21 protein-coding genes and 1 riboswitch are annotated in these 23002 nt (G+C 45.5%); of the genes, 10 read left to right on the forward strand and 11 right to left on the reverse strand.

Annotated features, from left to right (window positions below; translation table 11 throughout):
* Positions 1-4 precede the first annotated feature (4 nt).
* The gene (locus tag K9J17_03050; GenBank protein MCF8275688.1) at positions 5-517 is read left to right on the forward strand and encodes a DUF2845 domain-containing protein; all 513 of its coding nucleotides are present in this window, start codon (positions 5-7) and stop codon (positions 515-517) included.
* Between the two features lie 33 nt (positions 518-550).
* Positions 551-1438 carry a DUF4238 domain-containing protein gene (locus K9J17_03055; GenBank protein MCF8275689.1) on the forward strand — a complete coding sequence of 296 codons (888 nt, stop codon included), beginning with the start codon at positions 551-553 and terminating at the stop codon, positions 1436-1438.
* 702 nt (positions 1439-2140) lie between these two features.
* On the opposite strand, the gene K9J17_03060 is transcribed toward K9J17_03055, so the two are convergent.
* Positions 2141-2404, reverse strand: coding sequence for a hypothetical protein (locus K9J17_03060; GenBank protein MCF8275690.1), 264 nt, complete (start codon positions 2402-2404; stop codon positions 2141-2143).
* Positions 2405-3023: 619 nt separating this feature from the next.
* Here K9J17_03060 and K9J17_03065 point away from each other — a divergent pair.
* A complete protein-coding gene (locus K9J17_03065) occupies positions 3024-3485 on the forward strand; it encodes a hypothetical protein (protein MCF8275691.1) in 462 nt (153 codons plus the stop codon).
* A 78-nt stretch (positions 3486-3563) separates the two neighbouring features.
* Here K9J17_03065 and K9J17_03070 read toward each other — a convergent pair whose 3' ends face one another.
* Together K9J17_03070 and K9J17_03075 are read right to left on the reverse strand one after the other, a co-directional pair.
* Entirely contained in the window at positions 3564-4220 is a 657-nt protein-coding gene (locus tag K9J17_03070; protein ID MCF8275692.1) for an alpha/beta fold hydrolase, read from the reverse strand.
* Positions 4221-4391: 171 nt separating this feature from the next.
* A complete protein-coding gene (locus K9J17_03075; protein MCF8275693.1) occupies positions 4392-4958 on the reverse strand; it encodes a hypothetical protein in 567 nt (188 codons plus the stop codon).
* A 459-nt stretch (positions 4959-5417) separates the two neighbouring features.
* On the opposite strand from K9J17_03075, the gene K9J17_03080 reads away from it, so the two are divergent.
* Positions 5418-5564: a hypothetical protein gene (locus tag K9J17_03080; protein MCF8275694.1), complete on the forward strand. Its 147-nt coding sequence runs from the start codon at positions 5418-5420 to the stop codon at positions 5562-5564.
* Between the two features lies 1 nt (position 5565).
* On the opposite strand, the gene K9J17_03085 is transcribed toward K9J17_03080, so the two are convergent.
* The gene (locus tag K9J17_03085) at positions 5566-6804 is read right to left on the reverse strand and encodes a PKD domain-containing protein (protein MCF8275695.1); all 1239 of its coding nucleotides are present in this window, start codon (positions 6802-6804) and stop codon (positions 5566-5568) included.
* Between the two features lie 295 nt (positions 6805-7099).
* Here K9J17_03085 and K9J17_03090 point away from each other — a divergent pair, with 295 nt between their 5' ends.
* Positions 7100-7519, forward strand: coding sequence for a VOC family protein (locus K9J17_03090; GenBank protein MCF8275696.1), 420 nt, complete (start codon positions 7100-7102; stop codon positions 7517-7519).
* Positions 7520-7833: 314 nt separating this feature from the next.
* Complete coding sequence (locus tag K9J17_03095; GenBank protein MCF8275697.1) at positions 7834-9522, forward strand: hypothetical protein; 1689 nt, start codon at positions 7834-7836, stop codon at positions 9520-9522.
* Positions 9523-9824: 302 nt separating this feature from the next.
* Here the strand turns inward: K9J17_03095 and K9J17_03100 are convergent, their stop codons facing one another.
* The 7 genes from K9J17_03100 to rraA all read right to left on the reverse strand — a co-directional run bounded on the left by K9J17_03100 (position 9825) and on the right by rraA (position 19853).
* Positions 9825-11138 carry a DEAD/DEAH box helicase gene (locus tag K9J17_03100; protein ID MCF8275698.1) on the reverse strand — a complete coding sequence of 438 codons (1314 nt, stop codon included), beginning with the start codon at positions 11136-11138 and terminating at the stop codon, positions 9825-9827.
* Between the two features lie 181 nt (positions 11139-11319).
* A complete protein-coding gene (locus K9J17_03105) occupies positions 11320-12960 on the reverse strand; it encodes a hypothetical protein (protein ID MCF8275699.1) in 1641 nt (546 codons plus the stop codon).
* Positions 12961-13212: 252 nt separating this feature from the next.
* Positions 13213-14229 (reverse strand): hypothetical protein, encoded by a 1017-nt coding sequence (locus K9J17_03110; GenBank protein MCF8275700.1) that lies wholly within the window; start codon positions 14227-14229, stop codon positions 13213-13215.
* Positions 14226-16118: a TonB-dependent receptor gene (locus K9J17_03115; protein MCF8275701.1), complete on the reverse strand. Its 1893-nt coding sequence runs from the start codon at positions 16116-16118 to the stop codon at positions 14226-14228. Before K9J17_03115 ends, K9J17_03110 begins: the two co-directional genes overlap by 4 nt.
* A 38-nt stretch (positions 16119-16156) precedes the next feature.
* Positions 16157-16352, reverse strand: a riboswitch (cobalamin riboswitch).
* A gap of 38 nt (positions 16353-16390) precedes the next feature.
* The gene (locus K9J17_03120) at positions 16391-17761 is read right to left on the reverse strand and encodes a 4Fe-4S binding protein (GenBank protein MCF8275702.1); all 1371 of its coding nucleotides are present in this window, start codon (positions 17759-17761) and stop codon (positions 16391-16393) included.
* Between the two features lie 127 nt (positions 17762-17888).
* The gene (locus tag K9J17_03125; protein MCF8275703.1) at positions 17889-19163 is read right to left on the reverse strand and encodes an FAD-dependent oxidoreductase; all 1275 of its coding nucleotides are present in this window, start codon (positions 19161-19163) and stop codon (positions 17889-17891) included.
* A 201-nt stretch (positions 19164-19364) separates the two neighbouring features.
* Entirely contained in the window at positions 19365-19853 is a 489-nt protein-coding gene (gene rraA / locus K9J17_03130) for a ribonuclease E activity regulator RraA (protein MCF8275704.1), read from the reverse strand.
* Positions 19854-19899: 46 nt separating this feature from the next.
* Here rraA and K9J17_03135 point away from each other — a divergent pair, with 46 nt between their 5' ends.
* From K9J17_03135 to K9J17_03150, 4 genes are all read left to right on the forward strand, one after another.
* The gene (locus tag K9J17_03135; protein MCF8275705.1) at positions 19900-20574 is read left to right on the forward strand and encodes a hypothetical protein; all 675 of its coding nucleotides are present in this window, start codon (positions 19900-19902) and stop codon (positions 20572-20574) included.
* Between the two features lie 64 nt (positions 20575-20638).
* Positions 20639-21811: a hypothetical protein gene (locus K9J17_03140; GenBank protein MCF8275706.1), complete on the forward strand. Its 1173-nt coding sequence runs from the start codon at positions 20639-20641 to the stop codon at positions 21809-21811.
* A 30-nt stretch (positions 21812-21841) separates the two neighbouring features.
* Positions 21842-22141 (forward strand): hypothetical protein, encoded by a 300-nt coding sequence (locus tag K9J17_03145; protein MCF8275707.1) that lies wholly within the window; start codon positions 21842-21844, stop codon positions 22139-22141.
* 9 nt (positions 22142-22150) lie between these two features.
* Positions 22151-22963, forward strand: a complete 813-nt coding sequence (locus K9J17_03150) for an SDR family oxidoreductase (GenBank protein ID MCF8275708.1) — start codon at positions 22151-22153, stop codon at positions 22961-22963.
* The last annotated feature ends 39 nt before the right edge of the window (positions 22964-23002 follow it).

Here is a 23002-nt window from a genome sequence, read left to right on the forward strand (position 1 = left end):
TATTATGGTCTTAAAAATACTTGCCATTACTCTAAGTTCTGCAATACTGATTGTAAGCAACTGCTTAGGTCAAGAGGAGTTTTACGATCAAAAATTCAATAAAGTTGATGCCAAGAATATTTTTTACTTCAAAAAGGCTATCGGATATGAAGATGCCGGAATAGATACCTATTCGATTGGAGACGAAATAGTTATGGAATTTTTAGACCCAGTGACTGGAGCATTCTTAGGAGTTTTTGCCGATACTTCGAAAATCAACTTATCTGAATTACACTATCTCAAAAACGACAGTAAGATGAGAAGATTGTTATCAAAGTATTCAAGCCCTATTGCAATTCGTATTTATGAAGGAAAAGTATTCATTGGCATGTCAAAAGACGAAGCCGAAGAAAGTTGGGGAAAGCCTAATGACATCAATCGTACAATAACGGAGAACCTAGTTTCAGAGCAATGGGTCTATCCCAATGGACAGTACCTATATTTTGAGAATGGAGTACTTACCGCAATTCAAGATTAAAACAGTCCTAAACGATATTCAAAAACTTCTGTCATAGCCTCCAATAAGAAACAACATATTGTACCAAAAACTTACCTCAAGCATTGGAAGGCAGCTGATAGGAATAGTGAAGTGTACGGAATAAATTTCGGAGACAAATACAAGAAGCTTGTAAGGCCTTTTGGCTTGGAAGACCAAGTCTTTAAGAGGACGAATTATTATGACAATAATTATTCCAAGTATCCGAAATTTATTGAGATTGACATACTGAGTCGGGAAGTAGAACCTTATTACGATAAAATCATGTCAGTAGTGGGCTCTCATGAACCACTTACAGAAGACCTCCTTCAGACTATCGCATTATGGATACTTTTCTCCGACTTGAGAAAACCTAGTTATCGAAACGATGCTCAGAGAATCTCAGAATTTACGTTGAAAACTATTTCCTTCCAGAGATACGGATCCAGAACGCAAGAACTTGATAAAACGATAGAATCGGTTTCTGTTCAAATGGGTAAAAAATCTCAACTCTACGGACTATCCAATCCTAAGATGCTTAAGAATTTGATGGATTTGTTCCTTCGAATTCTTTGTACAAAGCGATGGCGTTTTCTAAAAGCAGTAGAAGGTTTCACATTTTGGACAAATGATAGTCCTGGATTTTCAGTTAACACAAATCCCCTAACAAACACAAAAACACCATATTTTGATTGTTTAGAGATGAATAAAAACTCAATTAATTACTATCCATTATCTCCCTATTTATGTTTAGAAATAAGCCCATATCCCGAATCAGGCGAAGAGGGCAACTTGGGTGCTTACGGTTATTCTCAAGCAAACCTCGAATTGATGAACTTCATTAATGACGGAGTGGTCGCGACACACAATCAGATGGTAATTGCCAATAACAAGGAGGAGCTTGAAAAGCACATTAAGTGGTAAATCCTCGCTGGCGCAAGTTTGCAACTTGTACCTCCAACCCCACCCCTTTCTTAGCTACTGAAAAGCGTTCTTAGCCAAGACCTAAGAGGTTTTGAAAATCTTGAAGGTCTATTCTTCACGTATGTCTGCAAATTAGTCTATATTCAGAATCAGGGTAGCAAGGAATTTGATGGTATACATTAAAAAACTAACTTTTAATTTCAATTAATAAATGATCAATAACACTAGGCTTACAAGTTCATTGATTCCAAATGCATTTTTTGCTGCATTAATTATCCTTTTTTGCTCATGCAATAATGAAGAATCAATAAGATGCTGTCGAAACACGTACGTAGAAAATGGTGAAATCGGTGCTCTAAACCTAACGTCACCTATTTGTGATACGAACTACTTGGAAGTAGTTAACGGTGTGAATTTGTTGTATGGCGATTCAGCCCCATGGTTGCATGTAGATACTTGGAACGAGTTCGTGGAATTAGTCAATGATAACCAACTTGGGTTGGAATGGGTTTGTGATGAATAGTTAATTCACGCTAACATATGTTTGCAACCTGCGCTCACAACTCATCCTTCCGCGCCAACACCCTACCTATTTCCTAGCCACTGAAATGCGTTCTTAGCCAAGTCCTACGAGGTTTTTAGAAACCTCGTAGGTCTGAGCATTGCGGCTGTTTCGCTGATGGATTTGAGCACAAACCCATTTTAATATTGGAGCAAAAGGCACTTTTTTGCCGTTTCCATAGCTCTTTCTGTCATCGGAAGAGCTCTTTTCATCATCGGAAGAGCTATGGCAACCATTTCCTTAGCTCTTTTTGTCGTTGGAAGAGCTATGGCAGTCATTTCCTTAGCTCTTTCTGTCAGTGGAAGAGCTATGGAAACCATTTCCTTAGCTCTTTTTGTCAGTGGAAGAGCTATGGCAGCCATTTCCTTAGCTCTTTCCCTCTCTTCCTTAGCTCTTTCGGTCACGTGGAAAAACGGTTTTTCTTAGCTGTTGAAATCAGTTCTTAGCCAAAACCTTCAAGGTTTTGAAATGCTCGTAGGTCTGACTGCCGACACAGTTTATTGAACAGACTCCTGTTTGGCGATTTCCTAAGCTTGTTCTGTGTCTTCCTAAGCTATGGCAGCCTTTGGCATAGCTTGGGCAAAGGTTTTCTAAGCTATGGCGGTCTCTTCCTAAGCTATGGCAGCCTTCGGCATAGCTTGGGCAAAGGTTTACTAAGCTTGTTTTGTGTCTTCCTAAGCTATGGCAGCCTTTGGCATAGCTTGGGCAGAGGTTTCCTAAGCTTGTTTTGTGTCTTCCTAAGCTTATTCGCTCAGAAACGGAAACGCCTTTTTCTTGAATGTGTCAAACTATTTCAAGGAAGGGACAAAGAGATTAAAGGGATATACTAGGTTTAAAAAACAGGGGTGTCCTAAAAGACCTGGCAATTTCCCATTTGACTTCTCTCAGAACAGGCCGTTCAGAATGACAGCTGGGTAGTGCTAAGAGTGAAAGGATCGTTGCTCCAGCAAATACGCTGTTTCACGTAGCCACCACGAATAGGGCGAAGTAATTTGGCGGCCCATAATTCTAACCGTACTCTACATGAAATTCAAGTATCTTTCTTTTGTTTCCCTTGCATTGCTCGCATCCTGCGATGATTTTACCAAGCCCCATGAAGCGGCATTCACTGCCAACGGCACTGGCTATACCTGTGGCGAAGATGATGTATCTGCCAGTTATTACAACACCACCGAAAATCATTTGCAAGTGGTTGCTTATGCGAATGGGTCTGAAAAACATTCGCTGGCCATTGTAGTGGATCTGGATAGGGTTAAGGAAGTGGTGGCCTTAGACTCGGCACAGGAAGGATGCTATTTCCTTTGGGCCAATTCGTCTATTTACTACACGGTGGTGTCTGGTCAATGGGAAATAACCGAATATGAAGAAGGCAATCCTGCTTCGCGCCACACGGAAGGGAATTTTGAATTTATTGCAGTTAACCCATACGATAGTGCAGATACGGTGCGAGTAACCAATGGGTCATTCTACGTCAACAATTACTAGTTGGGCCACTACGATCTTTAACTGCTGAAATACGTTCTTAGGCCAGACCTTCAAGGAAAAACCTTGAACTGTCACAGTTTATTGAATAGACTCCATTACTGCGGTCAGATCAACCTTCTCCAATGGGTGAGGCTGACCTTCCAACTCCACGTAGCGTGCATTGGGAATATGCTTCTGTGCCCAAAGCGTTTCATCTTTCGAAACCATGGCATCTTCGCTGCCGCGCAATAGAAGCACTGGGCATTTTACGGCAGCAAGCAGCTCGGCTGTCAGCGTTGGTGAGTTACCTAAGGCAAGCATCATGTCGGCAGTTCTGAACATAACGTCCTTCCAATGATCTCCATGCCGTTGTTGAAGCAAGGCAGCAAAGGCTGGCACCTTCTCCTCCACCTTATCTGGGTTCAACATCCGAATCTCTTGCTGTGCTCCTTCTGGCGTCCAATCGAATTTGGTGGCGAGTGTGGTTACGCTTTTCACCATTTCAGGGTGTTTGGCAGCCAGATATAAGGCCACGTAACCGCCCATGCTGTAACCGAACAGATGGACAGGCTTAGTCAACGATTCAAGCACATTTTCTGCCATGGCTTCTATCGAATACGGTTCACCGTTGGAGGACTTCGCTCCGTGGCCAGGAAGGTCGAGGCACGCGGCATCGGCTTCAATAAAATCGGCAAGTGGCTGCATCTGCTTAGCTGAACCAAGTGCACCGTGCAGAAAAATTGTTCGAAAAGACATGCGACAAAGAATGGGAAAAAGTTTCTCTCCCAAAAGCTGAGGTTTACTTTGGTGCTATGGCCTTGGCCAAGTTGCAAGGACTGCCATCTTCTCCATTCCCTCTAGCAAGCAACCCTACAAGGTTTCTAAAAACCGAGTAGGGCTATGGAGTCGCTACAGTATGCTCTTCAATCAATGGCAGATCAGGTTCTTACCACAGATGCTTTTCCGATTGGTAAGCAGACCACCGTTCATTACCAGCTGCACATCGCTGAAATTGAGCGTCACATTTCCGTTGGCATCAGCCGTTGCCTCTACGGTTCCGCTGTCGCTATCGCTGAACCAGCTGCTTTGGTCATCCTCTGTTTCTTCGTAAAAGTTCATTCTGAAGGTTGCCAATCCGGCAGGTGCTGCCGTACTTGCTATTTGCCACATGCCATTATCGAGCTGATACGTGGTGGTCTGCCCCGCTGGAGGAACACTGCTAAGCGTAACGTTGATGGCCGGAATGATGAGCGTACTACCTGAACCATAGATCACATCGCGCAGATGGGTGAACCACACCGCTCCGTTTATAGGGGTTTGACCGCAATTGTAAGCGCCTGCCTCATGCCAAGGAAAAGCCTTTCCATCAATGATGATGAGGTCATCCGTCAGATCGGCACAGGTAAGTGAGCCTACATCAGTCTTGTCTTTAACACATCCTTGCAAAATGGCAGCAACGGCCACAAGCAGCACAATTGAGAACTTGGTATTCATTTTTAATAAGATAAGTGAAGTTGTTAGACCAAGCGTCAGTGTGGTGCAGCGTTAAGCGAAATTGTTTCGTTTACCATCCTCCTTGCCCGTTGATCCTTCGGTAAAGGTGATCAATACGTATTCATCTTCTACTACGTAGAAACACTGATTTCTTCAACATTTACGGTCCTTGACCACAGCACGTGTACCTTAACGCTAGCAGCTACGGTCGTTTCTCAGATACCGTTTGACAAAGGGGCACTACGCCAGCAATAGCAAGCAAATTCCAGCATAGCAATTGGTCCATGGATTACGGTTTTCGGTATTGCTAGTGCCACTTTTGGTTTTCCAATTATCATATTCGGTATTTCTACATCCACTATTGGTATTTCTAGAGCCTTCCTTGGTTATTCTACAGAGGCTCTTGGTATTGCTAGAACCACTCTCGGTATTTCTAGAGCCACTATCGGTATTTAAATAATGAGTATAGAAATACCAACCATCATGCTTGGAATACGAATTGCCGTTCCCGAAATACCAATTATCAGTTCTGAAAGAACAACGGTCGCTTCCGAAATAGCTTCTGTGGCTTTCCGATGTACGATTGTCCTTAAAGAGGGTTCTTAGCTTAATCCTTCACACAGCGACAGCTGATGCCCGAGTTCTTGTCTGTATTCCAATTCCAAACATTGTCTTCTCCGAGGTTATACATGAGAAAGATACCGCCATCGGTGGCGCTCATGGGCACGCTCGACCAGAAAGCCGCTTCGTCATGCGCAAAATTGAAGTCGTAGCGAGAGCCTCCATTAGGGGCATTGAAACCACTGCTACCAGTGGCATTGCCTAAAGTCCATCCTGTGGCAGACTTCAGTGCAGGTGCTGCTACATTGATACCTCCCAAAGCATCCATCAGGTCGGTCCATTCGGCATCGTTCGGCAAGTGCCAACCGTCTGGGCAAATTCCATTGCTGCTGGTGGCCGCATACCAATTGTAAAGGCGTCCTAAGGATGTGGCGTAGCTGGCATTATTATCCAAAATGGTGTAGGCTCCGGCTGAGGTATTGACCCAAGTGGCGCTGTCGAGACCCGTAGGAATTGGCACCCCGTTGTTGTAAGTGGTGGTTCGCAGATTCGATGCCATCCAGCAATGGCTGCCAATTTCCACTACTTGATAGGTGTTGCCGTCAATATCCGTTACTGGACTGCAATAAGGCACATTCTGAAGCACCAGTATGTATTCGCTCTTAAGCAAGGTGTTGCTGCCATTGGCGTTGGTGGCCACAAGGGTCACATCGTATGCGCCCGGGTTGGCATAAACGATTCCTGTAGGGTTCTGCACCGTAGATGTGGCGGGTGTTCCTCCTTCAAATGTCCAGGCCCAAGAAGTGGGCGTACTGGTGCTCTGGTCGGTGAAATTGACGTTGCCACCTTCATACAGTTCGGTGACAGAAGCGGTGAACTGCGCTGTGGGTGCCAGGTCGGGCGCGGCCGTCACTGTGATATAATTGGGCTTGAACATGGTGTTGCCAAGTAGGGAGTTCCCTACGCTCAAGGTCACATCATAAACACCAACCACAGCATACACCACTATCGGATTCCTTTCGGTGGAAGTAGCGGGCGTGCCTCCCTCAAAGGTCCATTCCCAGTATTGGATGTCATAACCATTATCCTCCGATTCATCGGAGAACGTAACCGATTGCCCAGCGGTGATGGAAGTGCTCAAAGCGATAAACTCGGCTTTAGGAGGAATATTGTCATTCCCGCAGCCTGAGATGCCTGTATAGATGGCAGCTGTGGCCAGCACAGGAAGCACGGTTTTAAAAACAAACTTCAGTGCACGAGATCGGGTAACGGAGGTGGCGTTCATGGAGAGACTGATTGAAGGATAACGCTAGTTGGATTTGGGAATTGGTTCAAGCAATAGTAGCGAATAAAGAAATCCGTGATTCAGGGCCCAATGGGGTGTTTGAGTACGCTCGATAGATCGATTGCCATGCCTTCTCTGGATGGCTCGAGTTTATCTCCCAGAACGTAGAGATAGCATCCTTCATCCGTAAGCTCCCTTTGCTCGGCTCACGTAGTTGCAACGCACATCTGCCAGCAACATTACCATTTATCTTCACGCGTCAAAACGCATACCATTCCTAAAACAAGAAACCACCATGGCACGCATCAATCCCCACATCAACTTTAATGGAAACGCAGAAGAGGCATTCCATTTTTACAGATCTGTTTTTGGTGGAGAATTTACGCAGGTGATTCGCTTCAAGGACATCTCAAGCCCAGAATATCCGATACCTGAAGCCGAAGCAAATAAGATAATGCACATCGCCTTGCCTATCGGCACCAACTTGCTTATTGCCAATGATGTTCCAGAAAGCTTGGGTCCGGTGAATGAGAATGAGAACCGGTCCAAAATAGCCATCAGTGCCGAAAGTCGTGAAGAGGCCGATATGCTGTTCAACGGACTTTCTGTAGGTGGAAGCATAGAAGTGCCATTTGACGAAAGTCCTTCGGGCTCCTGTTTCGGGATGTTCAGAGACAGATACGGCATTGAATGGACAGTGGATTTTACCCCTTAGAAATAACGAAAGACAAGAACGTGCGTTAAAACGCCCCCATCACGAGTTTCTACTTTCTACCGTAAACTGTCTGTTGTCAACGCTTCATCACCTCCTATCATCCTAGCATCAAGGGCCAAGGAAATCCGTAGTTCAACGTAGAAAGAATATTGGCTGCAGTCATATTCTTGCAGTAAATAACGCATGCCAAGCAAAGCCTGCGTTACCATTCCAATCCATTACCATTTTTTCCAGTGGAGACCAGAAACCACTCATTAAACGGGGCGTTACCGAAAAGCCTTACGAGTAGGGACACATCACAATTAATTTCACAAATGAAAAAGAAATTAGTGGCCTTGAGTGCTTTGCTGCTCGCAACCACCAACCTGTTGCTCGCACAGACCAACGTGGAGGTAAAGACCGTTGACCTGAATGCCAATGGCAAGACCAAATCGTCCAAGCTGGTAACCTCCGATTTCAATGCAAGCACAGGCGAATCACGACTCACCTTCGTGAAGACAATTTGCGAAGGCGATGAGACCAGGGGCTATGACTCCAGGACCTTCACCGCAAGAGACATCATCTACAACTTCGAGCATCTGCATTTCGACAGCGACTTCAACTTCAAGAAGCTGGATACAGAGCAGATCAAAGGGTTGAATAACGCCATTGCCAAGTATCCGGTCAATGGAAAGGGGTTTGAACTGACATCCAATTATGGCTACGTGACAGGTGCCAATCAGAAAGGCGGCTGGCTGAGCCAGTACGAGTATGTGGTGAACATGTATGCCAACGTAAGGGACGGTTTCTTCTTCTGCGACCAAAGGATAGAGGCGAAAAGTACCGGTCTGGAAATCCCTTTTCCGGCAGAGGGTGCCATCTTCAACCACCCTACCATTGACGGGGTCATCGTACTGACCCAGAACAGTCAGACAGAGACCACGCTGAACATCCGCTACTATGACCACAGTGGGGACAAGAAGGCCGAATCGAGCATGAAATTTGATTACGCCATCGCCCTCAAGGGTATGGTGCTTAAGAACGAGGCCGGTGGCGAAGATATCATCGTCATTGCGCAGCCTACGGGCAAATACAACAAGTATGGCATCAAGGTCGAAAAGGTAAAGGCCGACCCCTTGGAGTTCGAGTACATCCGTATAGATGGCACAACGACCAAAGTAAAGGAGCGGTTCACCTTCAAAGCGGTTAGCACGCAATGGTATCCAGAAGAGGCTGTGGAGCACAACGGGGCTGTGCACGTTTTCGGACCTGCGGCTGCCAAGGTGAAACTGAGCGACTATCACTTCGGGGGTATCATGACCACCGAGGGGTTGAGCTTTCAGAACTACCTGCGCATTGACGAACTGGAGAACTACCAATTCATGAAAGCCAAAGGCGGCAAGGCCGAGTACGTGAAAAGCCTGACACCCGACCAGATGTCCGCTGCCAGCACGCTGGTTACGGGAGCAAAAGGTGGCAACAACCCCAGCGGTTTCTTCCGACTACAGGAAATGAAGTTTGTGGACGATATGCTTTACATCACGGGCCAGAACCTGACCATGGGCAAGGAGGGCGATAACCGCAAACAGGAGTTCATCATGATGATCAACGGCAGCGGTGACCTCACCAACCTGTTCTATGTGCCTAAATCGAACTACGCTAACTCAAACATGTTCGTTGCCCCAGACAAGAAGTCCATGTACTGGGCCATCTACGATTACAGCGAGCATGACGTGCATGCCTACAGGAAGATACCTGTGCAGATCATCACAGGTTATGTAAAAGGGGGTGACGACAAGGCCATGGTGGGCAAAAGGAAGATCGATGAAGGTCCGCTGTTGCAAATTGTTCGTTTCGACCTGACCACCAAAACCGCTGGCCCATTGGAGACCTTCGGCAAGGACGAATACACTCTTTTTGACGAAAGCCCTGTGCTTTATGCCAATGATAAGGAGGTGGTGTTCCTTGGTATAGCTGGCAAGGTAAAAGAACGTGTGACCAAAGTGATAAAATTGACTTTCTGATCTTAGGACTCAGCAAAGGTCAACGTGTCAGATAAGAGATGTCAGAAGTCACATAAGGTTTTCCTGTGATTTCTGACATCTTGATTCTGTCGTTTTACCAACTCGCTTAGTTGCCTAGAAAAGAGTCATTTCCAGACAGACACTGTCACCCTCAACTTGCTTCAGTGTGAATGCTGACATGCATTCGTTAAATGCCCCTCAAGGAAATTGGAACTCAGATGTCGTGCATTTGTAACGCGTACTTACTAGCACTGGAATTTCAGTTTCTGCCTGAGTCATTCCTCATTTTAAATAAGGGTTGCCTAATCTAAGAGGCTTATCCTCACCTTTTTCGTTTTCAAACGGCTGTTGTTAAGCAACTTGATGAGTTCCGTTGCTCTGGCGCTCGGAACAGACACGAAAGCACAATCTTGCTTCAACTCGATCATGCCTAATTCGTCTTTGTTCAGATTTCCCTGCTTAAAGAAAAGCCCTGCAATGTCTCCCTTCGATATCTTATCCTTCCGCCCACCAGAAATGTAGAGCGTTTCCCAGTCTTTGCTCAATGCTTGTTTGTTAGCCGAAAGCTTGATCTCCTCTGCCCCTTTGATGAATACTGGAAGCGTTTCGTTCTCCCATTTAAGCACATAGGCCGTGCCTTCAGCATTCATCCGTGCTGTCCGTCCGTTGCGATGGATAAACTCATCTGGCCGTGGCGGCAATTGGTAATGAACGATAAAATCGAGTGCTGGAATGTCAATTCCTCTCGCAGCCAGATCGGTAGCTATCAGCAGATTGTGCGTACCATTCCTGAACTTGATAAGCGCCCGTTCGCGGTCAATTTGCTCCAGGCCACCATAAAAACAGACATGGTCGATATGGTTCTTATACAAGTGGTCGCTTATCAACTCAATGCTGTCTTTGAGGTTGCAGAAGACAATCCCGTTTTTCGGTCCTATGTGCATGAGCAAACGCACCAAGGTTTCCAGCTTATCCTCCGTAGGCGAAACAACCAGCTTCAATGCTAATTGTAGCTCGGTTTCCTTCAAGAAATTGAGATGCTTGGCATTCTGAATGCCAACAAAGGCAGGAATCTTCACTTTCTGAGTGGCAGAGGTCAGCACCTTTGTTTCAAGATCAGGTAAGGCCTCAATAATCTCCTTCATTTCGTTATCGAAACCGATCTCCAACGACTTATCATACTCATCCAATACCAAGGTGCTGATGTGCTTGACGGCAATGTTCTTTCTACGGAAATGATCGGCCACCCTGCCCGGTGTGCCAATAAGAATAGTTGGTGGATGCTTCAGTTCCAGCTTGTCTTTAGAACCTGACCGACCACCATATACGGCCGTGGTCTTAAAGCCACTACCCATTTCGCGCACCACTTGTTCTATTTGTATGGCAAGCTCTCTTGACGGAACGAGAATGAGCACCTGCACCTGTTCCAATTCCGAATCCAAAGCAGCGATAATAGGCAGCAGGAAGGCAACGGTTTTGCCTGTTCCGGTAGGAGCCAGCAAGACCACTTCAGCATGGCTGCTGATGGCCTTATGCGCCTCAAGTTGCATGGCATTCAATGCCGTTATACCAAGTTTACTGAGAATTGCCTCTTGGTTTTTGTTCTGTTCTGCCATGAGGTCAAAGATTGCGTTTTAGAATTCAGGAACTAGAGCCTGCACTTATAAATGCCACAACCACGCTTCATAATATCTTTCGTCTGTGAACAGTCTTCAATCAACTCTTGGAAGGCCTGTTTCAGGACCAACGCAATGGACGTTGAACCAAGCACCCATTCCATTCTCGGGCGTGCAACCATTATTTCACATTGAACACGATCATTTTGTAAACGTCCTTCAAATAGCTACGCACAGCAAACGCATTATCGTTCAACAGTATGAAGTCATCTGCTTGTATGTCAACGTTTTTGACGCGCAGGTCAAACAATTGCTTTTTGGTGAGCCTACCCTCCTGATCAATTTTAGCATACGATAGAATTCCACCCATACCATCCATGTGCATAGCAGGCACCTGATCTGCTGGCAGGTCTTTGTTCTTATCATTGTCCAGATAGAACAGGTAAACCGAATTATCTCTCACAAAGAGACTGAAAGACATTCCGCCTAAACCTCTGGTGCCGTATTGGGTTTTGGGTATTCTATGCCACCACACGATTTTTCCTTCGGCATCCTTTTTCATCACCACCATATCGTTATACACGTAGTGCGTAATCGTGTAGGTTTCGTAATGTTTAAATCTATATCTGGTATGTTGGGTATCGTAGGTATAGTATTCCTCTCCCGATATAATTAGGCTCCCATCTTCGTTACTGATCACATTACGGATTCGGAGCTTAGACCATTCTGGACGATCTCCTATGCCACTGCCACTGCTGCGTTTATCCCGCATACGCGCTAGCTGTTCCAGCATTTCGCTCGGAAAGTCAGTGTATTCGATATTCTCATTTATAGAGTTTCTACTCGAATCGATATGGGTCAAAAAGAAACCGTCTGACGTTCGCATATCAGGGTCATTAGAAAAGAACCCCTTGCACGAAATAGTTCCTTCCTTGTCTTCTTCAATGTAGATATCGCGGACATACGGCTTGGTCAAGGCAAGCGCGGGCAACACTTCTACCGTACTGCTGCCAGCAGCTATCCTTAGTAGCTCATAATGATAGTTGGGTGAACCATCCTCCTTCTTTTCCTTGCGCGGACCGTCATACACCTTTATCAAATAGAAGGCATTTCCTTTACCATCATGGTCAAAATCGATATTGTCCATTACTTCTTCAGTGTAAGGCATTATCACTTCAGCACCCGCCACTTTATTCATCACGCTATCTAAGATCAGAAACCCGATCCTATCAATATTCTTTTCATCGTTCCTAAATTCAGGATGACCACGATAGGAAATCATCATGTGATTTCCGTCATTCGAAAGGTTCATGTTGTAATCATCTTCCGAGAAAAAATTATAATACCGTCTACTGAAATAGGACTCAGGCGAAATCTTACCGCATTCGTTTACCAAAACGGCCTGCCCTTCAAACGAGTCTGCAGATAGGCTCATCGCCTGAGCATACAGCAATTCTTTTTTGTTTTTCTTATCCCAAGATGAATAGAACCAGAAATAGCGAGATCCTAAGCTATAGAAACCCTCACTGCTCATTTTTTTAGGCAAGCCAGAAATAGCTACTTTTTTCTCTTCCTTCACGCTCAGGTCTTCACCAAGCACCTGAAAAGCCAAGTATTCTTCAGTACGAATACTCATCTGAACAATAGCTCTATCAAACGATCTGATGTAACCGAAATTTCGATATCCCTGTGGAATCCTATAGTCAGGACCCCATGTTATCTCAAAATCACCATCATCTTCGGCAATCGAATCATTCTGAGAGAATGCCGGTATGGCATATGTACTCACCAGCAGCATTGAAGCAAGGAATCTTAACATCATTTTTACAGATTACGCTTTCAAAACTAACACTAATTGATTGTTATGAAGGCTTTTTGTTCCGATTAACCGTGTCCGTCAATTCTAAAGACCTAAAATCACCTTCTAAAAGCCCCGAACGCTTATCTGTACTCCTTGAATTTACTTCTACTACCTAAAACTCACTTCTAACAGACTTAAGCAAATGAAAATCCTAACTGATCGAACCAAGAAGCAAAACCTGTACAAAATAGATACCGTGTGCGAATTCAATGCTCACTCCGTAAAACAGAACTCTCCAGGAATAACACCAACTTCGAATGTATCAACAGCCGCGCCATTTGCTTGGTAGCTATAAACATGACCGTTGGAATTGAAATCGCCCGCGTCAGACACATAGATCATATCCGTTTCTGGGTCGGCACTTACTTTGTAAGCCGCTGCATTGATGAAGGAAACAGTTGGTAACGTGGTATGCGTGATCTCCATTTTATACACGCCTCCATTCGTCCAATACAGAGCTGTACCAGCAGCATTTGTTCTAAGGCTTGAAGGAAATTCACCAGTTGCAAAGCTTAAAGTAAGTTCAATGTGCATGTTCACTGGGTCGATACAAACTAATCGCGCGTCTTCCGTTCCCCAACCACCGTTTGTCAGAATCCAAACCTTTCCGTTGGCGTCCATGGCCAAATTGGTTGGTCCAACGCCCACATTCACGCTATCCATTACCGCATTGTTCAAGGTATTGATCTTGTAAACCTGATTCGCCCCCGTACCAGCAGCAATCACACCATTAGGCGTTTTTACCATCTCCTCTACTTCACCGTTCAATGCAATGCTACCCGTTGTAGCCAAGGTCTGCGGATTGAATACCGTGATGACTCCCGAAAACAGATCAGAAACATACGCGGTAGAATTACTGACCATGCAGATGTAGCGCGGAGATCCAAGCCCTGAGATGGTTCCTTTCGAACTCAGATCTTGCAAATTCACAGCTTCAATTTTACCAGAATTATTCACCACCACATAACCCACATCTCCAAGCGTTACCATACTCTGTCCCACATCTCCCAAGGGAATGGAATTGACCGCAGTAAACACATCATTGCTCATTTCATCATTGTACTTATTCAAGAATGAAAGCGAAGCGTTTCCGCTCTGAAAATTCCCTTCATGAACCACAAACACACCATTGGTGAATGATTCGTAATCAGGATTATCATCTGGTTTATCGGTGTTGCAGGAAGCAAGGACAAACAAGGATGCAATGGACAATAGAAACAGCTTTTTCATAAGAATTGATAGTTAAGGTTAATTAAGAATGAACGGCCTGGCATTGGTCGCCACGCAATGGTTTGATAGTCTTTATCGAACAGATTATCGACCGTGAGATTGATACCGATCGTGTGTTTTTTGAACGTGTATTCGTATCCAACAGAAGCGTAGCTGAGCTGGTAGGCAGGCAACGAACTCTTGTTGTCAGAAGTTGTATACCGTAAGCCTGTGTATTGATGCCCGATCAGCAGAAACAACTTGGCGAAATGAACGGAAACATAAGCCTTTGCCTGATGTGCGGGAACGTAAATAAGCTGATGCCCAACAGACACATCTGTTTCTGAACTGCCTTTCTTCACTGTTGATGATACGTAGGTATACGCGCCATTCAACTTCAGCAATACTTTCCCGATGGTGGCTGTAGCTTCCAGTTTGGCTTCAACTCCTTTGGACGAAACCGCCCGTTTGTTCTGAGGCGTCCATACGTTACCAAGCGGCAACCAAATGATCCAATGGTCAATTTCCGATTGGAAATACGTGGCATCAAATCGGAACTGAAACGCTTTAGTCTTTGCTTTAAATCCAATTCCTGCTTCCCAACTGAAACCGGTTTCGCTCTTCACATCCGGATTCCCACCCGGAACCCAATACAGATCATTAAGCGTTGCAGGTCTAAAGTTTCGAGAAACGTTTCCTTTGACAATGAACCAGTTAGCAGGCTTTACCTCTACTCCTACTAAACCTTGAATCGGACTGAATTTTGCATCAATCACATCTTCCCGTATCAGCACTTGGGCTGCTACCCATTTCTTTGGAACATATTTTAACGAAGCAAAGGCAGCCTGCCAATAACGCAAATGTGGTTTACTTCGATAGGCGCTATCAGACCGCGCACTTTCCGTAAAAACATCAGCTCCAACATCCAAATGAAGGTGATGTCCCAAGTTCAATTTGTAGCGGATAAGGTTCTTATTTGCCTGATAAAGGTGATGGAAGGTGTATTCGTTATTGTCGAAATACTGTTGATTACCATAGATGTAAGAAGCAGTGGCAGAAAGTTCAGACCGTTTACCTTCACGCTTCCATTTCAACGCTGCCCACACATCCCTATCAAAAAGTTTTTCCTTCGAAGCCACCATCAGCATGCTGGGAGGTAATTCTTTAGCAACCTGCGCGTAATAAACAGAAGCAGAAATCGTATTTCTCTGATTGAGTTGAATCCCTAAACTCTTTGAGAATCCGATACGCTGAACACTGGCGTGTTCCAATTTCCTATCCTCTCGCGCAATGGTCGACAGGTCTGTAAAAGTGAAATTGTTCTTCACTGTATGGTATTCGACCGAAGTGCTACCGAACAGCTTTTTGTACTTATCGCGAAGCCGAACAGAAACACCGTAATTCCCGAACGAACCTGCATATACGTTGAGGTTTGCATCCAATCCATCTTTCGTTCTTGGCTCTGCAGATAAAAGTTCGATGGTGCCGCCAATCCCTCCAGAATTGTTGGTCAAACCTGCAGAACCGTACAACACACGCACATTTGAAATGCCGCCCAAGGAAATGGTTGAGAGGTCAGTTTGACCAAGCATTGGGTCGTTGATCGGAATGCCTTCCCAAACCACTTGGGTGTGCTGAGAACCACTGCCTCGAACGGAAAAATTAGCGGTTCCACCAGGATTGTATGCACGGGTAGAGATGAAACTCTCGGTTTCCAATACTTGAGTTAATCCTTTCGACCGAAGCAGTTTGTAGAGCAGTGTATCGGTTTCGAAAACAGAAGAACCGATGGCTTCTGAAATACGCTGTGCTTCCACAGTCACCACAGGGTATACAACGGAATCGCTAACCTGAGCAAAACAGGCAGCATGCACCAACATCAGCAACAGGCCAAGGCCTTTGTTTTTCATTGTAACAGTCCTACTTCCGACCTTTCTCCCGAAGGCGATGGAAATGTGATGCTTTGGGCAGGTCTTCTGACTTACTCGAACCTGTTGGCCTTCCCTTCTTACAGAAAGTGACCGAGATTAACAGGTCTTCATCGAGCTTACAGCTGCGGGAACAGTTCCGGTCTTTCACCGGATTCCCATTTTAATCTCGCACATCTGTTGGGATGCTTGAGAACCTAAAGCGCGGCTAAAGTAGATGAAAAAGGGAATAGACCGACAAAAATTGCTTTTGCTTAATCAAGGTTCAACCCAACCCCATCATTACCAAAGGTGATAGGATTGTTGTTTTCGCGGTCGGTGTGTGTTGAACCGTTCTCTAAGTTGAGTACACCTCTTGGGCAAACCGTTGAACAGATACCGCAACCAACACAGGAAGCACGAACGATATTCTCGCCTCGTTGGGCATAACTCTGAACATCAATTCCCATTTCGCAGTAGGTACTGCAGTTACCGCAACTGATGCATTGTCCGCCATTGGTCGTAATTCGGAAACGGGAGAAATACTTCTGGAGCAAACCCAGATACGCAGCCATTGGGCAACCGAAACGGCACCAAACGCGCGTGCCAAGCAAAGGATAGAACCCCACTCCTACCACACCCGCAAAAGCTTGCCCGATGAGGAAGGCGTAAACCTTGGTAAGCGAGTGAGAAATTCCTCCGAACATTCCGCCTTTCAAATACGAATTCACCCAAAGTAAAATGGTCAAAACAGTGATAAAAAGAAGGATGGAATAGATCATCCAACGTTCAATTTTCCACGCTTTCATGCTTTTATCAGAAAGTTGCCGGAACGGATCACCAGCAGTGTTTGCCAAACCGCCACAACCGCACACCCAACTGCAATACCAGCGTTTCCCGAAGAAATAGGTAAGAATGGGCGTGGCGATGAAGGTAAGTATGGCCGAATTGATCAGCATCCACATGCCAATGGTGCCGTTCGAAAGCATTCCGTCAACATTGGAAGGAAACAGCAGGTCGTAATCGAGTGGCCAGAAATAGCTGAAGTAATATTCAGGCTGACTCATGGCTTTGAGGAACTGCGGAATGAGAAACGCAAACCCCAATTGGAAGAACATGATGGAACATGTCCGTACAATCTGATAATTGGAATGGCGGTATTTAAGAATGGCGCGCACGCCCATTATCAGAATAGAAACGGTGTAGATGAACGAATACAGAAACCACCTGTCGGGAGGATGATTGAACAGCCCTTGACTGATCGGATTGAAGAGTAGCACCAATGGAGAACTGTTCCACATTTCGTCCGAACCCCAATACAAAACAACATAAAACCCAGTGAGAAAAATGCCTAGTGCCCAGCCCCACAATCCACGGTTGGTGATGCTTGATGTGAAAATGTGATTGTTCTGAACGCCTGCTGGTCGTTTGAGGTACGTACGAACGGTGTAAATACTCAGACCGACAATGGAACCGATGAATCCGATGTAGAAGAACAATGCTGGATCTTGAGCGGCTGGACCGAACAATCCGATCAATGTGAACAGGAAAGCAAGTGCAAACAGCGCAATTCCACCCTTTTGAAATCCGTCCATTCCAGGAGCATGCGGACTGGCCAATGATATGCTGAATCCTTCTTTGCTCATAGACTGGACATTTTAAAGCCACAGATTCTCAGATCAGCACAGATTTTTTTCACAGATACAAGGAGAAACATCCGTGTTTCATCTGTGAAAATCCGTGCATCCGTGGCTAAATTCATGTATTTATTTTTCATGAAGAGAAATTCACTTCACGTTCAAACTTCTTAAAGAACTCGGGGTCGAAATTGGCACGTTTAAGGTTTGAAATCACTTCCTGTACTGACGTTCTATTTTTCAGCCATTCATCACACACTTTATGGCGCAAGCGGATGCCGAAAGCATTGAAACCAAGCACTGCTTTAGAGTTTGAATCGAACACAATTCTGAGCGACCGCAATCCATCTTCTGCTTCCCAAAAAAGACTTTCTTCTCCTTCTTTCAATTGGGCGGAAACATAGCCGTAAGTCTGATATTCAATATCAAAGAACTTGGCGGAGTTGAACCAGATGCCTGGATTGTAATCTGTCGGATTGCCACAAATGGTAGCAGCAACCGTTTCGCCCATCATCTTGCCTGTGTACCAAACCGCTTCAATCGGTTTTCGGTTTTCCATCGGGTTTTGAACCTGCGCGCAATCTCCCAAAGCATAAATATTCGTGAAATTCGTCTGAAGCTTTTTGTTCACCAAAATGCCTTTATCGGTTTCAATTCCTGAATCTTTCAAGAACGAAATGTTCGGATGCACACCAACGGTCAATCCCACGAACTGACACGGAATCTCTTCTCCATCGCCTGTTACCACTGCGCGAGCTTTTCCATTTTCGTCCGAGAGAATTTCTTTCAGGTCTGTTTTCAAACGAAGGTCGACATGATGCGAACGGATGTGCCGATTGATCATTTCTGATTCTTCTTTCGGCAACATGGTATTCCAAAAGCTGTCTTCGCGAACAAGAAAAGTAACGGGAATCTGTCGCGACAGCAGCATCTCCACCATTTCAATTCCGATCAATCCACCACCGACAACCACAGCACGTTGGATGCCTTTTGTGCTGGCTTCCATCGATTCGAGATCTTGAAAACTGTACAGACCTTGCACTCCTTTCAGATCTTGACCCGGCCAATTGAATTTATTGGAAGCGGAACCTGTGGCGAGAATAAGTTCATCATACTGCATGGTTTCGCCAGAATGGAAGATGATTGAATTGGAACTTGGCTCGACCTTAGAAACTACGGCCCGCTTGAGTTCAATTCGGTTCTTTTCCCAAAACCAATCTTCGTAGGGTTTGGTATGCTCAAATTTCATGTGTCCCATGTAAATGTACATGAGCGCGGTGCGCGAAAAGAAATGCTCAGTCTCAGCAGAAATAACGGTTATGCGATGATTGCTTCGCTTGCGAATATGGCGCGCGGCTGTGATGCCGGCAATGCCGTTTCCGATGATGACGATATGTTTCTGTTCAGTCAATTTGGTTAAGTCAAAGCAATCATTCTATTGGCTGCGAAGTTGTCTGCCAACCGACCCAAGCCATTGTATAGCGCCCGCGTGAAGGATGGAAGCGGCATCCTTTTTTCTGATCTCTGCCTTCGATCGTGCTCAGGCACCGGCCAGAAAAAAGATATAGCGTACAGCCTGACCCCTATTTTTTTATCGGGGGCACGCCCAATATCATTGTCCCACTATGAGTTGAAACTCGCTGACAACGATTCCGTCTTCATCGGCATAGAGGTACATGCCGGGTTTAAAATCGACTCCAGCGAATCGTACATCAATGTTCTCTTGTCCTTCGTTGCGCTTTACGCTTTTGGCCGGATGGGTGTTGAGCGCCTTAACGCCAATTTCCATCTCGGATATGAGCTTCGAATCTCGGATGCAGCCATAGACCACAATTCCGCGCCATTTGTTCTTAATGGCAAGGGTTACGAGATTATCGCCAACGAGCGCGCAGCGGAATGAGCCGCCTCCATCGATGACCAACACTTTTCCGGTTCCGTCCTTTTCTAAAGCCGCACGGACAAGCGTGTTATCTTCGAAAACTTTTAGTGTGTGAATTTCGCCTTCGAAACTGAGCGTGGCGCCAAAATCGATGAAAATAGGCTCGGCCACTTGAAGTTTATCGATGTGATCATCGCAAAGATCTGCAGTTGCGTGTTGCATTTTACGTTATTTGGTGAACGGTTGAAAATAGGTAATTTGCTCCCCGATGAAGAATGCGACCAGAATATTTGTCACGCTTGCACTGTTGATAGTATTTGTTGGGAACGGTTTTGCCCAGAAGGACAGCACCGCATTCGACAACAAATTAGGAATCGACCTTTCGTACACTGGACTTTCGTATTTAGAGAGCGCGGTATTCGGATTTCACATTACTTACACGATGAAAAAACATGCGGTGGCGTTGGGGCCGCACATTGCTTACCAAGGACTTTTTCCGGGACAAAGCGATTGGGAACGCTACGGTGCTTCGTTCGTTTATCAGTATTTCCCCATTCGTAGTAACCGTTTGTTCTCTCCTTACGTTTTTTACGACCTGAATTACGGATACATCAAGTCGAGTCGTGAAGTGTTGAGCACGGCCGAAGATGGTTCGACCTATGGCGCCATGCGCGAAGTGACGAGTAATTCCATTGTGCACCATTTCGGTATTGGCACTCGCTGCAACGTATACAAAGGTTTGCTTTTGCACTTGAGCCTAGGCGCTGGTCCTGGAAGTTTTGGACAATCTATCAAACTGCGATCCTTGCAATCAGCCTTTGCTGACACGAAGGAAACCGAACATCCATTTAGCCATTACGAAACTGCCATGATGTTCCGCATCGGCATTGCATATCAGATCGGACTGAAGGAATTGAAGAAGTCTAAGGGTTGCTGCGACTAACTCAAACGACCAGTTTTCCGTTTGTTTGGTCTTTCTTGTTATGTTAGCTGAAATTACTTGAAGCATGCAACTGATTGAGGTCAAAACAAAAGAGCAGGAGAACGAATGGGTGCTATTCCCAACGGAGTTGTACAAATCCGACCCGCTTTACATCCGCCCCATCGATCAGGAAGTAAAAGACGTTTTCAGCCCGAAAACCAATCGATTTTATGCTCTAGATAAGAGTGAAACTATTCGCTGGGTGCTTCAATCCAACGGAAAGACCATCGGTCGCATTGCAGCTTTTGTCAACGGCAAAACCTACAGTACTGAAGATCAACCGACAGGTGGTTGTGGCTTTTTCGATTGTATTGATGATCAAAAGGCGGCAAATATGCTGTTTGATGCAGCACTTAATTGGTTGAAGGAACGTGGAATGGAGGCCATGGACGGCCCTGTGAACTTTGGCGAACGCGACAAGAACTGGGGCGTACTGATAGACGGATTTGCCGAACAGAACTACGGCATGAATTACAACGCTCCGTATTACCAGAAACTCTACGAAACCTACGGTTTTCAACTTTTCTTCAATCAATACACCTACGGAAGAGACGTTCAAAAGACCAAGGATTTCGACCCTCGGTTTTACGAACGTGCGCAACAGGCGCTTAACAATCCCGATATCAGCTTCCGATACATTAAAAAGAAGAATTTCGATAAAGCGGCCATCTATTTCCACGAAGTGTATACCAAAGCTTGGGGTGGGCATTCTGGCGTAAAACCAATGACCTTGGAACAGGCACGGAAGATGTTCGATAAGCTGAAACCGATTGCAGATGAGCGCCTTATCTACTTCGGATTCTATAAAGACGAACCCATTTCGTTCTTCCTTTCCATCCCTGAATTGAATCAATTGTTCAAGTATGTGGATGGTAACATGAATTGGCTTGGTAAATTGAAATTCGCCTACCACATGAAAATGGGACATTGCAAGAAGATGTTGGGACTGGTTTTCGGTGTTGTTCCTGAATGGCACGGAAAGGGAGTTGAAAGCGCCATGGTGGTTTCTTACTCAGACATTGCTTGGAACAAGGGTTTGCCTTACAAGACCATCGAAATGAATTGGATAGGCGATTTCAACCCAAAAATGATGCGGGTTTGCGAACAACTAGGTGCTGAAATATGGCGAACGCATGCCACGTATCGCTACCTCTTCGATCGCGAAAAGCCATTCGAACGTTGCAAGATCATTGATTGATCACTAATTTTTCATTCTTAATCCGTTAACGTGAGAGACTACATCTACATCCTGAACCTGCTGCCCAAGTACCACGACCAATCGAGCTGGGGAGAAAAAGAGAACAAGATCATTGAGGATCACTTTGGTAGGTTGGAGCGCCAGAAAAAGCGCGGAACCGTGAAGTACGTGGGCAAGACCGATCTGCCTGTTACCAACAAAAGCAACTTCGGATTGGTTGTATTTGAAGCAGAGAACGATACCATGGCAGAACTCTTCATGCAATCAGACCCTGCGGTGATGAAAAAGATCATGACGGCAACTTGCTTTCCGTTCAAACACGCATTATAGATAGACATCATGCAGAGCCTTAAGGATAAAGTGATTGTGATAACCGGGGCTGGCAACGGCATTGGTAGAGCGTTGGCGCAACTTCTTGCCAGACAAGGCGCCAAACTCGCACTCAACAGTAGAACAGCTTCCAACCTCAAGGAGACAGCGAATCTGCTGAACCTGAAAGAAGACCGTCTGTATACACGCGCTTTCGATATTTCAGATAAAGAGGCCGTGTTCCAGTTTGCCCAAGATGTGCAAAGCCATTTCGGCCGGGTGGATGTGGTGATCAACAATGCCGGTGTAGCCATTACGGGCCTCACATTTGAAGAACTGGACATAGCTGATTTTGAATGGATCTTTTCCATCAACTACATGGGTGTTGTCTACACCACAAAAGCATTCCTCCCATTACTCAGAAAACAGCAGGAAGAAACGGCCTTGGTCAATGTATCAAGCCTCTTCGGTATGGTGCCAATGGCGCTTAAAACGCCCTACTGTTCTACCAAATATGCCGTACGAGGCCTCACGGATTCGCTTCGCATGGAGCTGCAAGACACGAACGTCAAAGTTATCGGGGTCTATCCCGGAGGAGTAAAAACGGGCATTACGGCCAAGGCTTTGAAAGCCGAAACTGAGCCACGCTACACCAAAGCTTTTGAGCAACTATTGGTGATGCCGCCAGAAGAGGCCGCACAGATCATCGTTGATGGCATTCTCAGATCAAAAGAAGATGTGATTGTTGGTGCCGATGCCAAGAAGGCAATTTTCGCTTATCGCTATTTTCCTGCCTTGCTAAAAAAGATGGCACGCAAAACCATGCTGGAGTTCAAGCGGTAATTCAATCACAACAAATGATTGACACTTCTTGGAATATCA

The organism is Flavobacteriales bacterium, from assembly GCA_021739695.1.
GTDB lineage: Bacteria > Bacteroidota > Bacteroidia > UBA10329 > UBA10329 > UBA10329.

Coding starts and splice junctions, on each gene's coding strand:
- K9J17_03050 (MCF8275688.1), top strand. CDS start 5: ATGGTCTTAAAAATACTTGCCATTACTCTAAGTTCTGCAATACTGATT.
- K9J17_03065 (MCF8275691.1), top strand. CDS start 3,024: ATGAAATTCAAGTATCTTTCTTTTGTTTCCCTTGCATTGCTCGCATCC.
- K9J17_03070 (MCF8275692.1), bottom strand. CDS start 4,220: ATGTCTTTTCGAACAATTTTTCTGCACGGTGCACTTGGTTCAGCTAAG.
- K9J17_03075 (MCF8275693.1), bottom strand. CDS start 4,958: ATGAATACCAAGTTCTCAATTGTGCTGCTTGTGGCCGTTGCTGCCATT.
- K9J17_03080 (MCF8275694.1), top strand. CDS start 5,418: ATGAGTATAGAAATACCAACCATCATGCTTGGAATACGAATTGCCGTT.
- K9J17_03085 (MCF8275695.1), bottom strand. CDS start 6,804: ATGAACGCCACCTCCGTTACCCGATCTCGTGCACTGAAGTTTGTTTTT.
- K9J17_03090 (MCF8275696.1), top strand. CDS start 7,100: ATGGCACGCATCAATCCCCACATCAACTTTAATGGAAACGCAGAAGAG.
- K9J17_03095 (MCF8275697.1), top strand. CDS start 7,834: ATGAAAAAGAAATTAGTGGCCTTGAGTGCTTTGCTGCTCGCAACCACC.
- K9J17_03100 (MCF8275698.1), bottom strand. CDS start 11,138: ATGGCAGAACAGAACAAAAACCAAGAGGCAATTCTCAGTAAACTTGGT.
- K9J17_03105 (MCF8275699.1), bottom strand. CDS start 12,960: ATGATGTTAAGATTCCTTGCTTCAATGCTGCTGGTGAGTACATATGCC.
- K9J17_03110 (MCF8275700.1), bottom strand. CDS start 14,229: ATGAAAAAGCTGTTTCTATTGTCCATTGCATCCTTGTTTGTCCTTGCT.
- K9J17_03115 (MCF8275701.1), bottom strand. CDS start 16,118: ATGAAAAACAAAGGCCTTGGCCTGTTGCTGATGTTGGTGCATGCTGCC.
- K9J17_03120 (MCF8275702.1), bottom strand. CDS start 17,761: ATGAGCAAAGAAGGATTCAGCATATCATTGGCCAGTCCGCATGCTCCT.
- rraA (MCF8275704.1), bottom strand. CDS start 19,853: ATGCAACACGCAACTGCAGATCTTTGCGATGATCACATCGATAAACTT.
- K9J17_03135 (MCF8275705.1), top strand. CDS start 19,900: ATGAAGAATGCGACCAGAATATTTGTCACGCTTGCACTGTTGATAGTA.
- K9J17_03140 (MCF8275706.1), top strand. CDS start 20,639: ATGCAACTGATTGAGGTCAAAACAAAAGAGCAGGAGAACGAATGGGTG.
- K9J17_03150 (MCF8275708.1), top strand. CDS start 22,151: ATGCAGAGCCTTAAGGATAAAGTGATTGTGATAACCGGGGCTGGCAAC.